The organism is Flavobacterium piscisymbiosum (genome assembly GCF_020905295.1).
GTDB classification, from domain to species: Bacteria; Bacteroidota; Bacteroidia; order Flavobacteriales; family Flavobacteriaceae; genus Flavobacterium; species Flavobacterium piscisymbiosum.
In genome coordinates, this window is sequence record NZ_JAJJMM010000001.1 from 1,826,448 (window position 1) to 1,841,779 (window position 15,332).

Below are 15,332 nucleotides of genomic sequence, written 5' to 3' on the forward strand. Positions count from 1 at the left end.
TAACCAAATAAAAATAATAATGCAAAAAAAATGTTCCTGTGATTTTATTGATTTAGCATTTCAGTACTATTTCAAATCCAAATAAGCTTTTTTTTCTCTATTAATTACTAAGTTTGGGATACTAAATTAAAACGTATGAAAAATAAAATGATACTCGTTTTGATTGCTTACGGAGGAGTAGTTTTTTCGCAGGCAATTAAAAAACCGCTAGTTTCAGCAATTACAGACAAAGACCTTAAAACCGATATGTACCAGATGGCTGGTGATCATTTTAATGGTCGTGAAGCAGGAACTCTTGATGAGTTAAAGGTGTCGATGTGGCTGGCCAATAAAGCGAAAGAAGCAGGAATGGCTCCCGCTGGTGATGACGGAACTTATTTCCAGTTTTTTGATATGTACAGGCATCAGGTAACTCCTAATACAAAATTTAAAATTGGACAAAAAGAATATAAATTGTGGAAAGAGGTTCTCGTAGCAGAAACTACCAATATAAAAGTAGATGCGCCATTAGTATATTTAGGAGCCGCAACAAAAGAAGAGATTGAGAAAGCCGACGTAAAAGGTAAAGCGGTTGTTGTATTGGCTTCGAAAGAAGGAATTGCAGATGACATTTCACTTTTTGACAGACGTTATCCGGGTCTTGTTCGAAGTAAATACTATGAGCTTGTATCAAAAAAAGGAGCGTCAGCACTTATTTTTGTAGCAGATGCCTTGGCAGAAGAAAGCTGGTCTCAGGTAGAACCACAAATGACAAGAGGTATTTACGGAATTGAAGGAGTTCGCGATAAAATTGGATCAACTATGCCGGTTTTCTGGGTACATAATGATCAGTTAGCCTATTTAAAAACAACTAAAGATCTTTTGTCTACAGAAGTAATTTCTGAAACTTATAAATATCCATCAGTAAATGTAGTAGGAATAGTAGAAGGAACAGATCCTAAATTAAAAAAGGAATATGTTCTTTTTAGCGGACATCAGGATCATGATGGTGTAAGACAAAAATACGGTCAGGATTCTATTTATAATGGTGCTGACGATAATGCGAGTACTTGTGTGGCCATGCTGGCTATTGCAAGAGCTTACAAAAAACAACCAGGAAAAAGAACTTCCTTGTTTGTATTTCACGGTGCAGAAGAAAGAGGCTTGTTAGGATCAAGATGGTACGCATCGCACCCAACAGTTCCGGAAGCAGCTATCATTGCAGTTTTAAACGGTGATATGATTGGTCGAAATAATGTAAACCAGGCAGCTCTTTTAGGTTCTAGCTCTCCTCACGAAAACTCATCAGATTTGGTAGCGATTGCTAAAAAAGCCAATGATGAAGGGCCTAAATTCGATTTGGATAAACTTTGGGACAGACCAGAACATCCGGAATATTTTTATTTCCGTTCAGATCATTTGCCTTATGCAAAAAGAGGAATTCCATCGGTTTTCTATACCAGTGTTTTGCACAGTCAATACCACACGCCAATGGATGAATCTGAAAATATTGATTTCGTAAAATTGCATAAAATGACAGAGTGGATGTACCGTACAGGATGGATTTTATCAAATGATGCTTCTCGTCCTAAGACATTACCAAATGTACAATTAGAGCGATAAATTTTGTTTTATTTGTATTGAAATTTAGACGCAGATAAAACGGATTCGCTACCGCGAAAACGCAGATAAAAACGGATTTTATATTTGAAAAACATCATCTAATTCCTAAAATAAAAAGGCTTTCTGAAACTTTCAGAAAGCCTTTTTTATGCACATTTAAATTGGATTATAATAATAAGTAATTTTTATATTTCCATCAAAGAAAATAAACCAGGAAAAAAAATCCGTTTTTATCCGCGACTTTACGAAGTAAATCCGTTTTATCCGCGTCGAATTTAGCTACAGATAAAACTAACCAAAAATAAAAGAGGCTGCCTAAAATGAATAGACAGCCTCTTTTTATATGTAAATTTTAGATTGAATTACAATCCAAATTCTGCTTTTACTTTGTCTACGAAATCAAGTTTCTCCCAGGTAAATAGCTCAACAGTAACTGTTTTTACATTTCCTCCCGGAGCAGAAAAAGTTTTAGTTACCACTTCTGGTTTACGTCCCATGTGTCCGTAAGCAGCAGTTTCGCTATAAATTGGGTTTCTTAATTTCAAACGTTGCTCGATAAAGTAAGGACGCATATCAAAGATAGCTTCTACTTTTTTAGCGATTTCACCGTTAGTTAAGTTTACTTTAGAAGTTCCGTAAGTATCAATAAAAATACCCATTGGTTCAGCAACTCCAATTGCGTAAGAAACCTGAACTAAGATTTCGTCAGCAACACCTGCAGCCACTAAGTTTTTAGCGATATGACGAGTTGCATAAGCAGCACTTCTGTCTACTTTACTTGGATCTTTTCCAGAGAATGCACCACCACCGTGAGCACCTTTTCCACCGTAAGTATCAACAATGATTTTTCTTCCTGTTAAACCAGTATCTCCGTGAGGTCCTCCAATAACGAATTTTCCTGTTGGGTTAATATGGTAGTTGATTTTATCATTGAATAAATGCGCGTGTGTTGGATTTTTAGCAATGATTCTTGGAATCAAAATTTCGATGATATCTTTTTTGATTTTAGCCAACATTGTAGCCTCTTCATCAAAATCATCGTGTTGAGTCGAGATTACAATCGCATCAATACGAGTTGGTTTGTTATCATCACTATATTCTAAAGTTACCTGCGATTTTGCATCAGGACGTAAATAAGTGATTTCGTTATTCTCACGTCTTAAAATTGCTAACTCTTGTAATAATTTATGAGATAGATCAAGTGCCAATGGCATGTAGTTTTCAGTTTCGTTAGTTGCGTAACCAAACATCATTCCCTGGTCTCCTGCACCTTGCTCTTCTGGCTTAGCTCTGTCAACCCCTTGATTAATATCTGCAGATTGCTCATGAATTGCTGAAAGAATTCCACAAGAATTTGCTTCAAACATATACTCGCTTTTTGTATATCCAATTTTACGGATTACATCACGGGCAATTTGCTGCACATCAAGATAAGTATTCGATTTTACTTCACCAGCTAAAATTACCTGACCTGTAGTAACAAGAGTTTCGCAAGCTACTTTTGAGTCAGCATCAAATGCCAAAAAGTTATCAATTAATGCATCCGAAATTTGATCTGCAACTTTGTCTGGATGCCCTTCACTAACAGATTCTGACGTAAATAAATAAGCCATAATAATTTATTAAATTAAAATTAAGTGAGGAAAAAAATTGCTTAAAAAGGGCTAAAGGAGATAGTCTGCTTTAGCATTTTTTAATGCCGAAATTTATCTTTCGGCATTCATAACGAACCATTTCATTATGAAGAGGTTGCAATCAGTTCAAATTTTTCCTCCGTATTCGGGTGCAAAAGTACAAAACCATTTTGATTTGCAAATTAAAGTTCAACTTTTTTTATTTTTTATGGCATAAATTTAACAGTAATATACTAATTTGATAGGGTAATAGAAAATATTTCAGTTTTTGTTTGGCTGATAAAAAAATAGTTCGCAAATTTGCCTCACGAAAATTAAAAAAAATGAAATTTACAGTTTGCAATATGATGTCTTGTAAGATGCCGGAGTTCTCCGCAGAGACGCTATTGTAATTTTTTTTCAAAAATATAAATAGAAACCTCTGCAGATAGCAGAGGTTTTTTTTTGTCCCGATAAAAAATAACTGCAAATACTTTTTAAGCCAAAACCACTAAATTAATCTTAAAAGCAATGAAGAAAAATGTACTAATCGCTTTAGGTCTGCTCACGTTTTCAGGTGTTTATGCTCAGGAAAATAAAAAAGAACAGGATAGCCTGAAAAATAATGAATTGTCTGAAGTAACAATAGTAGGATCCAGAAGTAAAAATCGTGTAAAAACCGATGTCCCTGTTCCTGTAGATGTTTTTAATATTTCAGACATTACAAAAGGTTCTCCACAAACAAGCGTAACTCAGATCTTAAATTACGTTGCACCTTCATTTACCAGTAACGCGACCTCTACCGCAGATGCTACAGATCACGTCGATCCGGCACAATTAAGAGGTTTAGGCCCTGATCAGGTTTTGATATTAGTAAACGGTAAACGCAGGCATTCGAGCGCATTGGTAAACATAAACGGATCTCCGGGAAGAGGATCTGTTGGAACAGATTTAAATGCAATTCCGTCATTTGCTATCGAAAGAATCGAAGTTTTACGTGACGGTGCAGCAGCTCAATACGGTTCAGATGCTATCGCTGGGGTTATTAATATTGTACTGAAAAAGAATGCTGATTTTATCTCAGGAGGTATTCAATATGGTACCAATTTATCTTCGGGATCTAATAATTTTAAAGGCGGAGCTGACGGACAAACCGTACAAGTAGATTTAAACTACGGAACCTCTTTAGGTAAAGAAGGAAGTTTCCTGAATGTTACCGGAACTGCTGTAACCAGACAGGCAACAAGCAGAGCAGGAATTAGAAATAATGGAATTTTTAACGCTTATAATGCTGTAGAAAACAGAGCAGCTCAAAATGGTGTGGCTATCAATTCATTGTTCAGTAATATTAACAATACTTCAAATTCAGCGCAAATTATTAGCTCATTACAGCAATATGCACCACAAGTAAGTTACTTTACACCGGCACAGCAAACTGCAATTTCTTCTGCAACAACATTGGCTCAAATGCAAACGGCTTTGAATTTTGATGTTACTAATAATGAACTTGCTTACAGAGGTCAGGAAAGAAGTGATTATAATATGAGTGTTGGTCAGTCAGAACTGGCTTCAGGACAACTATATTACAATACCAAATATCCTCTGTCTGATATTACATCTTTGTATTCTTTTGGTGGAGTTTCGTATAGAAACGGTAAATCTTATGCTTTCAACAGATTACCAAACGGTTCCGGTACTTTCACGCAAGTGTATGAAAACGGATTTTTACCGGAAATAGAATCGTCTATATTAGATGCTTCGGCAGCACTTGGAGTCACTACCAATATATTGGGTTTTGATACTGATTTAAGTACCAACCTGGGCTCAAACTCTTTTCAATACGATGTAAACAATACCATCAATGCGACTTTAGGAGTAAATTCTCCTTCTAGTTTTGATGCTGGTAAAGTTTCATTTTTGCAAAGCACAACCAATTTAGATTTCAGTAAAAAGCTTGATGTTTTAGAAGGATTGAATGTTGCTTTTGGTGGAGAGTTCAGATATGAAAACTATCAGATTAAAGCAGGAGAAGAAGCTTCTTATGGATTGTATGATATAAACGGAAACATAGTTCCTGGAATTTTGCCAAGTAATTCACCTTTAATAGTAACAGACTTTTTTGGTAACAAGCGTGGCGCAGGAGCACAGGGATTCTCTGGGTTTCAACCATCTGATGCTAAAGAAAAAGACAGAAAAAGTGGTGCTGCTTATCTTGATTTAGAATTGAATGCCACTAAAAACTGGCTTTTGAACGGAGCTGTTCGTTATGAAAATTACTCAGATTTTGGAAGCACGGTTATCTTTAAATTAGCTTCTCTTTTAAAAATAAATGATAATATCAACTGGAGAATTTCAGGACAAACGGGTTTTAGAGCGCCATCATTACAACAAAAATATTTTGAATCAAGTTCTACTCAGTTTATAAATGGAGCACCTTATCAGGTAGGTTATTTTACAAATGATTCTCAGGCCGCAAAAAGCATTGGGGTTGAAAGTCTAAAACCTGAAAAATCTAAAAGTATTAGTACAGGATTTACATTTAAAATTCCTGATGCCAATATTACCATTGCAACCGATGCCTACTTTACAAGAATCGATGACAGAGTGGTGCTTACTGGACAATATTCAAGACCAACAGATGCTCAGATAAATGCAGCTACATCTGCTACACAAAAAGATGCATTGACATTGTTTCAACAAGCATTTGATTTAAAAGGAGTGGAAAGAGCTTCGTTCTGGACCAACGGAATCGATTCTGAAACAAAAGGTATAGATGTGGTGATTTCTCAAAAATACGATGTAATCCAGGATTTTACCATCAGAAATGATTTTGCTTTAAGTTATAATACAACCAAAAGAGTAGGGAAATTAAATGTTCCTCAGTCTATTATCGATGCAGGTGGAGATCCTTATGTATATTCATTTTTCCCGGAATCAAGCAGAGTTTATTTAGAAGAAGCGATTCCTAAATTGAAAGCGAATTTAATGACAACATTCAGTATTAAAAAACTGGATATTTATTTAAGAAACAGTTATTTCGGAAAAGTGACTGATCCGGGTGCGACAGATGTAAATTTAGACGGATCATCTTCAGTTTATGAGCATCCGGAATACAGCGCAAAAATTGTTACCGATTTATCTTTAGGATATCAAATCAATGAGAAATTCAGATTTACAATTGGTCTTAATAATATAGGAGATGTTTATCCGGATAGAAATAATCCGTCAACTCCGGCATTTACCAATACAACGCCAACATTGTCTCCTGCGCCAAGTACAGATTTGACGAATGCAAATCAGTTTGCTTATTCAAGAGCAGTATCACAATTTGGATTGAACGGAAGATTTGGTTTCGCCAGATTAAGTTTTAAATTTTAAAAATATAAGATTGGCCCACGGGTTTTACGGATTTGAGCAGGTTTACACGGATTTTTTTAATGCTTTAATTCTTTAATCAGTGACTTAACTTTTTATACAATCTGCTTCAGCTAAAATATGCCACAGATTAAAAATATTTACTCAGATTTTTTAATCATTTATCCCGATAGCTATCGGGAGAGGCTAAATTTTTGAAACAATAGAAGAGGATAAAAAGAATCTGTGTAAACCCGTTTAATCCGTAAAACCCGTGGGCTAATCTATAAAGAGAAACACCACTATTTACAGGGCTTCGAAAAAAAATGTGTTAATTATCAATTTTTAATTTGGTAGATCTAAAAATAGTTTATATATTTACTCTATCGAATTAGTCGAGTTTAAAAAAAGCAATTAATTTAAATAAAATAAAATGAAAACAATAGCGAATAATATGATGATATGTTGTGAGATGATGCAAATGTGCATCCCAATTCGCTGTTGCCAAAAGTAAAAGATGAAATCTTTGTTATAGTTAGAACTATAAGCCCTTTTGGTAGCCATCCTAAAGGGCTTTTTTTTATTTCAACACTTTTAAATTTTATATTATGAAAACATTAAACTCAATTGCAGTAGAATATTTATTGAGAAACGATTCTCAAAAAAACAATAATAAATCCGAAGACATAACAAAAGAAGTTTCAAGACTAAATGCAGAACAAGCGGTAATAAGAAGTCAAAAATCATTGCTGCTCCTAATGTATAATCTTGAAGAAGAAGGAGAAGATTTTTTTATTCAATAAATATAAATTCAATATCAATAACAATTTCAAAAATCAATTTTAATTGTGATTTCAAATAACGATTACAATCAGAAATCAATTTCAATAACAATATATAGTATTAACAATACCTAAAAAACTAAGATCATGAGCACACAAAAATTCGCAACAAACGCACTACACGCAGGACACGATGTTACTAAAAATGCAGGAACCAGAGCAGTGCCTATTTATCAGACATCATCATATGTATTTAACGATTCAGATCACGCTGCCAATTTATTTGGTCTTGCCGAAGCCGGATTTATTTACACAAGATTAAATAATCCAACAAACGATATTTTAGAACAACGACTGGCGGCACTCGAAGGCGGAATTGGAGCTGTAGTTACTGCATCCGGAGCATCGGCAATTTCTACAACATTATTGACCTTGCTAAAAGCGGGCGATCATATTGTGGCTTCGAATAGTTTATACGGAGGAACTTATAATTTGCTAAATGTAACTTTACCTCGTTTAGGCATTACAACCACTTTTGTAGCTCCTTCTAAACCTGAAAATTTTACAAAAGCAGCTAAAGAAAATACAAGAGCCTTTTTTGTAGAATCTTTAGGAAATCCAAAATTAGATGTATTAGACTTAAAAGGAATTTCGGCGGAAGCCAAAAACTTTAAAGTACCTTTTATTGTAGACAATACGGTTGCTACACCTTATTTATTGAATCCAATTGAGTACGGCGCAGATATCGTAATTCACTCTTTAACCAAATATATTTCAGGAAACGGAACTTCATTAGGAGGTGTTATTATAGATGCAGGAAAATTTGACTGGTCAAACGGAAAATTCCCTGAATTTACAGAACCTTCTGCAGGATATCACGGATTAGTGTATCATGAAGCTTTAGGAAATGCAGCTTTTATAGCAAAAGCAAGAATCGAAGGTTTACGTGATTTTGGCGCAGCTTTAAGTCCGTTTAATGCTTTTCAGATTATTCAGGGATTAGAAACTTTACCAATCCGAATCCAGAAACATAGCGAAAATGCTTTGGCTCTGGCCTCATGGTTAGAAAAACAAGATGAGGTAGTTTGGGTAAATTATCCAGGTCTTAAAAACAATAAATATTATGATTTAGCCCAACAATATTTACCAAAAGGACAAAGTGGCGTGATCACTTTTGGACTAAAAGGTGGTTTTGATGCCGCTAAAAAAGTGGTAGATCAGACTAAGTTGTTCTCGCTTTTGGCCAATATTGGTGATACAAAATCACTAATTATTCACCCGGCAAGTACAACGCACCAGCAATTGTCTGATGCAGACCAACTGGAAACAGGAGTTTCAAAAGATTTAGTTCGACTTTCTGTCGGAATTGAAGATATCGAGGATTTAATAGCTGATTTGCAAGCCGCTTTCGCAAGCGTTACCCAATCGCAATACAGTATTAATAAAAATTAGGTTTTTTTGTTTTTTGTTTGAAAAATTGCCTTTAGTAGCGTGAGTTCTGCTAGAGGTGATTTTTTATAAAAAACTATCAATATAAAAGTTTTTTACCATATAAGTGATATAAGTTCCTATTAAGCGTTGCGCTAAGTTTCAGCTCTTTCTTAAAATTACTTATATCACTTATATGGTTTAATTAACCCCCAAAAAATTAAAATTATGTCAAAGCTTAAAATAAATATCATCCTTTTTGGAATTGGAAATATAGGAAGTACTTTGATCAATCAGATTATCGAAAGTCAGGAGTTTTTTCTCGAAAGTAAAAACATCGATTTTCATTTTCCTATTATAACCAATTCAACAGTTGCTTTTTTCGAGAAAGAAGGCGTAGGATATGCCTGGGAAACCAATTTCTTAGAATTGGCTGTTCCGTTTAAAGTGCAGGATATTATTGAATTTGCCAAAGAAAACGAATTTGAGAACTTAATAGCCGTTGATGCTACAGCAAGCGACGAGCTCATTCATCATTACAATACTTTGATCGAAAACGGATTTAATATTGTAGCGGTAAATAAAAAAGCCAATACACTGCCCATTGATTTGTATAAAGAAATCAGGGCAAATCTTAAAAAATACGACAAAGAATTTTTGTATGAAACATCTGTAGATACGGGTTTTCCGGTATTGCAAACCTTGAGAGATTTGTATTATTCGGGAGAAAAAATTACCAAGATACGAGGTGTTTTCTCTGATAATCTCAGTTATGTCTTTAATCGTTTTGCGAATGAAGAAGCTACTTTTTCATCTCTTTTAAAAGATGCCAGTTTACTCGGATTAATGAGATCTACTTTTAAAGAAGATTTATCGGGAAATGATACCGCAAGGAAACTATTGATTCTGACGAGGGAAATTGGGAAGGATTTTGATTTCTCTGATATAAAAATCAATTCGCTTATCACAGAAGAACATCTGCAGAAAAACGGAATTCTTAATAAAGATGCCATCGACAAATCATTTAAAATTGCCAAAATAACCCAGGCAGACAATCATGTACTGAGATATGTAGGCGAATTTGATTTGCAGAAAAATACCCTGGAAGTCAAATTAGTTTCAGAACCAGTTTGGTCAGCCATAGGTCAGCTAAAAGGGTCAGATACCATTTTCGAAATCTACACACAATCGTATGCAGATGTTCCAATAGCAATTCAAAGCGCTTCGGCATGTAAGCAGGCCATTTCAAGAGGGATAATAACTGACATTTTAAAAGTAGCCGAGAAAATTAAAAATAAAGAAGCAGTTTGGCTGTAAGTGGTTTCGAATAGTAGTTAGTTGTTCTTTGATATAATGAAACAGGAAAGTTCATTACGTATTTTTTTGTAGGTTTTAACGCTTATATTTTTAAATCTTAAATTTGTAAGATGTTTTTTAACGTTAAAATGATGTTTTTTAACGTTTTTTAGGATTAATTTGCTGATCCTCACTTGCATAATTGAAAAAATATTCGCACATTTGTAATACCTCAAAATTACCAGAAAAATAAACTTAATATTCTGAAAATAGTTATGTCGATCGGGACAAAAGTTGAAACAACTTTATTTCTTAATTGATTTAAAAAAAGAAGATAAAAGTAAAATATTTCGGCAGTTTCCGGGAAGCTTATTAAAATAAAACAAATGCAAGAATTTTTTAAAATAGCAAGTAAATCCAAGATGAATAAATCCCTACAGATGAACAAGATGTTTAACGTCGCACGTATTTGTGTACGCGTCTGTTGATACTAAAAGTATATATAAGTTGTATAAAACTTAAACCCTTTTGGTATTGTGATCCAAAAGGGTTTTTTTATTCCATTTGGTTGCCATAACAAAAAATTAAACAAATAATAAAGATTATAAAACGCAAACTAACATAAACTTAAATATCATGAGCAAATTAAACTACATAACAAGAACATTTTCTACTTTGAAAAACTTAAGAGCTAAAAGAAACAATCCGCCGCCAGCAAATGAATTGGTACACCCAAGATTTGGAATCACGGAGGCTGATAAAATAGCAGAAAAAAAAGAACCAAATTCATTATTGTTTTTGATGTATTCAAAAGAAAATGAAACACTTTTTATCTAAATCAAAAAGTATCATAAAATAGGGGAATACCTGCTTAATTTTACTGGGCAAATTGTTCGGTAATTTTTTGCGTACAATAGTTTTTGGTTGAATTATGTTTAAGAAATTAAGCAATCAGTTTCGATAAAATTTGTTAGTTTAAGAAATAAGTAGTTAATTTGCACCTTTAAGTTCAAACACGTATTGAAAATGTTATAAAGAAAGGACGAGGGATTAGACCCGATGAATCCTTAGCAACCCTTCGTTAAATCGAAGAAGGTGCTGCATTCTACCACGCCCAAACGTGGAAAGATAACAACAAGAATTTTCTAGTTTCACTCTAGTACTTTCTTTCTAATATTTCCACATACAAATCAATAATAAAAAGATTTGAAATTGGAAAATATACTAAGTCCCATTATAATTCAAGATTTCATCACAGAAAGTGGTGCATCATATCCATTATTGCCATTGAGCTTTACGCTTTCTGGTTTACCATTGCATAGCGCGCCTATAGTTTTGGTCAATCATGCTTTGACCGGAAATGCTCAGGTTACTGGCGAAAATGGCTGGTGGAATGACTTAATTGGCGACGAAAAAACAATTGATACCCTTAAATATACCGTATTAGCATTCGACGTTCCCGGAAACGGAAACGATTCGTTTGTAATAGAAAACTATCAGGATTTCACCACAAGAGATATTGCCAGAATTTTTATAAAAGGTCTGGAGGCATTAAATATCGCCCAATTGCACACCATTATTGGAGGTTCTGTTGGCGGAGGAATTGCCTGGGAGATCCTTGCATTAGAACCTAATATAACTCAAAGCTTAATCCCGATTGCCACCGACTGGAAATCGACCGACTGGATGATTGCTAATTGTTATTTACAAGAGCAAATACTGAACAATTCTTCGAGACCTATCGAAGATGCCAGAATACATGCTATGTTGTGTTACAGATCTCCTGAATCATTTAAAGAAAAATTTCAACGTACGATCAACAACGAGCTTGCGATTTTTAATATCGAAAGCTGGTTGGCGCATCACGGCGAAAAATTACAAAAGAGATACCAATTGTCAGCGTATAAACTGATGAACCAATTGCTCAAAACCATAGATATTACCAGAAACAGCGAAGATTTTGAAACTTTAATGTCCAGAACAAATGCAGCGATTCATATTATCGGAATCAACTCTGATTTGTTTTTTACACCAAAAGAAAATCGCGAAACTTTTCAGGAATTAAAGAAGTTCAAAGACAATGTTTTTTACAGCGAAATAGATTCGGTTCACGGACATGACGCTTTTTTAATCGAGTACAAACAATTAGATCATTTACTTGCCGATATTTTTAAGGCAGAAACAATAGAAAAATAAAATGAAAATATTAAAATTTGGAGGCAAATCGTTATCAAACGGAGAAGGACTTAACAAGGTAGTTTCAATCATTTCTGATAAAGTAAATCAAGGAGAACAAATTGCAGTTGTAGTTTCTGCCCGCGGAAATGCTACAGATGAATTAGAATATATTTTAAAACTTGCTTCCAAAAACGGCAATTACAAACCATTATTTGAAAATTTTAAAACCTACCAGGTTTCAGATTATCCTCAGGTCGATTTGTCTGAAGAGTTTACTATTTTAGAAAAACTTTTTGAAGGCGTTAGCTTAATTGGTGATTACAGCAATAAAATAAAAGATCAGATTTTATCCAAAGGCGAATTGCTTTCGGCTAAATTGTTGACAGCGATTTTAAAAGAAAAAGGAATTCCGGCAAACTTTGTCGATTCGAGAGAATTGCTAAAAACTGATTCGAAATTTGGTGATGCACAACCATTGGAACAACTTTCTAAGAAAAATGTTGTCAATTATTTCAAAGAACACAATGGTTCAACGGTAAATATCGTAACGGGTTTCATTGGTTCAAACAACAACAACGATACAACAACTTTAGGCAGAAACGGTAGTAATTATACAGCATCATTAATCGCAAATTATTTGAATGCCGAAGAATTACAAAACTTCACGCACGTTGACGGAATTTATACAGCAAATCCTGATTTGGTTGCTGATGCTAAAAAAATCGAATTTCTTTCGTTTAACGAAGCGAACGAATTAGCGAATTTTGGCGCAACAATTTTGCATGCTAAAACAATAATTCCATTATTAGAAAAAAATATCCCGCTTCGTATTTTAAATACTTTCAATCACGAAAATCGAGGAACATTAATTACTTCAGATTCAGCTAAAGAAGGAATCAAAACACTTTCGGTTTTAGAGAATTTATCATTGGTAAATCTTGAAGGACGCGGATTATTAGGAAAATCTGGCGTTGATGCCAGAATTTTCAAAGTAATGGGCGATCACAATATTAGTGTAAGTATCATTTCTCAAGGTTCTTCAGAAAGAGGAATTGGCTTGGTTGTGGCTACAGATAAAGCAACAACGGCCATGATCGAATTAGAAAAAGAGTTTGAAAATGATTTTTATTCTAAAGATGTAAACCAAATTACGGTAACAGATAATGTTTCGGTTATTTCGATTATTGGTCAGGATTTGAGCACTTTTCATAAGCCTTACACCGCTTTAATCAAAAATAAAATAGTTCCAATTTTGTTCAACAACACCGTTACGGGTAAAAACGTGAGTTTGGTGGTTAAAAAATCAGAACTTAATAAAGCGTTAAATGTAATTCACGGAGAGATTTTTGGAGTTTCAAAGAAAATCAACATTGCCATTTTCGGTCACGGATTAGTTGGCGGAACTTTAATCAATCAGATTTTAGAATCGGCTGCTGCAATCGAAAAACGTAAAGACATCAAGTTGAACGTTTTTGCAATTGCCAATTCGAAGAAATTACTTTTAAACAAAAATGGAGTAACTTCAAACTGGAAAAATGATATTGCAAAAGACGGTCTTGAATATACCATCAATGATGTAATTGCTTACGCGAACCAACACCATTTAGAAAACTTAATTGCGATTGATAATACAGCAAGTGCTTCTTTTGTAGAAAATTATATTTCGTTGATTGAGAGTAGTTTCGACTTGATTTCATCTAATAAAGTGGCCAATACATTAAGCTATGGTTTTTATAAAGAACTGAGAAAATCTTTGACAGAAAATCAAAAGAATTATTTGTATGAAACCAATGTTGGTGCCGGTTTACCATTAATTGATACGATAAAATTATTGCACCTTTCGGGTGAAAATATCACAAAAATAAAAGGTGTTTTCTCGGGAACATTAAGTTATTTATTCAATAATTTCTCTGCAAAAGACGCTCCGTTTAGTGAGATTCTGCAAGAAGCAATCGATAACGGATATACAGAACCAGACCCGCGTGAGGATTTATGCGGAAATGATGTGGGAAGAAAATTATTGATCTTGGCAAGAGAATTAGATTTACAAAATGAGTTCGAAGAAATCTCGATTCAGAATTTGATTCCGGAACATTTACGTGACGGAAACGTATCAGATTTCTTAACAAAACTAAAAGAATTCGACCCGATTTATGAGAAAATAAAAGCCGATCAAAAGCCAAATCATGTATTAAGATACATTGGTGAATTGTCTGGAGATTTACAAAATGATAAAGGAATTTTGGAAGTAAAATTAGTTTCTGTTCCTTCAGACACTGCTTTAGGCGGATTAAAAGGATCTGATTCTTTCTTCGAAATCTATACAGAATCTTACGGAGATCGCCCAATTGTAATTCAGGGAGCCGGTGCAGGTTCTGCGGTAACGGCAAGAGGAGTTTTTGGAGATATTTTGAGATTATCAGATAAAGGATAATTAATTTTAGTCCCGCGAGGCTTCGGGATAGAGTGTAGATTTTTTAAAAGCCGATTAATAAACATTTAAAGAATGAAAAAAGTTCTGATTTTATTATTGTTTTCGAACATTTTGACTGCTCAGATTTCAAATGTCATTAGAAATAAAGACAGTTATACACAGGAAGTTTTTCCGTATAAAGGAGTTAGGGCAATTCAGATAGATGAAGTGAGTGCTGTTGGAAATGAGGATAACGTATTTATTTTTTCGAAAATTGAAAAAAATGCCAATCCTGATAAAATGTATTTTCAGCGGTTTACAAAAGTCAATGATAAATGGATCGTAAAATCTATTTTTGAAGTAAACCATAGCGGAATTATTTCGGCCTGGGGAAGCAGAAAAGCTTTTGGAGATTACAATAAAGACAAGAGTGTTGATGCGCTTTTTATTTACGGACTTTATGACGCTGATTTTAAACAGCAATCAGTTCATTTAATTTTTTCGCAAAAAGATCAGTTTTACACGATCGAATCAAGTGTTTCTGATGATTTTAAAACAGATAAATTTTCTTCTAATTTTAAATCTTTAGATGCAGAATCTAAAAAGCAGGTTTTAGAATATTGGGGGAAATTAGACAAAAAAGACAAATAACTTAGGAAAACAAAA

General features: G+C 34.0%; 10 protein-coding genes and 1 riboswitch. Of the genes, 9 read left to right on the forward strand and 1 reads right to left on the reverse strand.

The window, feature by feature from the left end:
- Window positions 1–135: 135 nt before the first annotated feature.
- Window positions 136–1,602, forward strand: a complete 1,467-nt coding sequence (locus LNP81_RS08205) for a M28 family peptidase (RefSeq protein ID WP_230034919.1) — start codon at window positions 136–138, stop codon at window positions 1,600–1,602.
- 362 nt (window positions 1,603–1,964) lie between these two features.
- On the opposite strand, the gene metK is transcribed toward LNP81_RS08205, so the two are convergent.
- Window positions 1,965–3,215 carry a methionine adenosyltransferase gene (gene metK, locus LNP81_RS08210; protein ID WP_194615930.1) on the reverse strand — a complete coding sequence of 417 codons (1,251 nt, stop codon included), beginning with the start codon at window positions 3,213–3,215 and terminating at the stop codon, window positions 1,965–1,967.
- Between the two features lie 531 nt (window positions 3,216–3,746).
- Here metK and LNP81_RS08215 point away from each other — a divergent pair.
- The 8 genes from LNP81_RS08215 to LNP81_RS08250 all read left to right on the forward strand — a co-directional run bounded on the left by LNP81_RS08215 (window position 3,747) and on the right by LNP81_RS08250 (window position 15,317).
- Complete coding sequence (locus tag LNP81_RS08215) at window positions 3,747–6,593, forward strand: TonB-dependent receptor plug domain-containing protein (RefSeq protein ID WP_230034922.1); 2,847 nt, start codon at window positions 3,747–3,749, stop codon at window positions 6,591–6,593.
- Between the two features lie 584 nt (window positions 6,594–7,177).
- The gene (locus tag LNP81_RS08220) at window positions 7,178–7,372 is read left to right on the forward strand and encodes a hypothetical protein (RefSeq protein WP_230034924.1); all 195 of its coding nucleotides are present in this window, start codon (window positions 7,178–7,180) and stop codon (window positions 7,370–7,372) included.
- A 126-nt stretch (window positions 7,373–7,498) separates the two neighbouring features.
- Window positions 7,499–8,803 carry an O-acetylhomoserine aminocarboxypropyltransferase/cysteine synthase family protein gene (locus tag LNP81_RS08225; RefSeq protein ID WP_230034925.1) on the forward strand — a complete coding sequence of 435 codons (1,305 nt, stop codon included), beginning with the start codon at window positions 7,499–7,501 and terminating at the stop codon, window positions 8,801–8,803.
- A gap of 204 nt (window positions 8,804–9,007) precedes the next feature.
- Window positions 9,008–10,096 carry a homoserine dehydrogenase family protein gene (locus LNP81_RS08230; RefSeq protein WP_230034926.1) on the forward strand — a complete coding sequence of 363 codons (1,089 nt, stop codon included), beginning with the start codon at window positions 9,008–9,010 and terminating at the stop codon, window positions 10,094–10,096.
- A 615-nt stretch (window positions 10,097–10,711) separates the two neighbouring features.
- Entirely contained in the window at window positions 10,712–10,912 is a 201-nt protein-coding gene (locus LNP81_RS08235; RefSeq protein ID WP_230034927.1) for a hypothetical protein, read from the forward strand.
- Window positions 10,913–11,101: 189 nt separating this feature from the next.
- Window positions 11,102–11,210: riboswitch (SAM riboswitch) on the forward strand.
- 77 nt (window positions 11,211–11,287) lie between these two features.
- Window positions 11,288–12,271 carry an alpha/beta fold hydrolase gene (locus LNP81_RS08240; RefSeq protein ID WP_230034928.1) on the forward strand — a complete coding sequence of 328 codons (984 nt, stop codon included), beginning with the start codon at window positions 11,288–11,290 and terminating at the stop codon, window positions 12,269–12,271.
- A gap of 1 nt (window position 12,272) precedes the next feature.
- Window positions 12,273–14,687: a bifunctional aspartate kinase/homoserine dehydrogenase I gene (gene thrA / locus LNP81_RS08245; protein ID WP_230034929.1), complete on the forward strand. Its 2,415-nt coding sequence runs from the start codon at window positions 12,273–12,275 to the stop codon at window positions 14,685–14,687.
- A gap of 72 nt (window positions 14,688–14,759) precedes the next feature.
- A complete protein-coding gene (locus LNP81_RS08250; protein WP_230034930.1) occupies window positions 14,760–15,317 on the forward strand; it encodes a hypothetical protein in 558 nt (185 codons plus the stop codon).
- Window positions 15,318–15,332 lie beyond the last annotated feature (15 nt).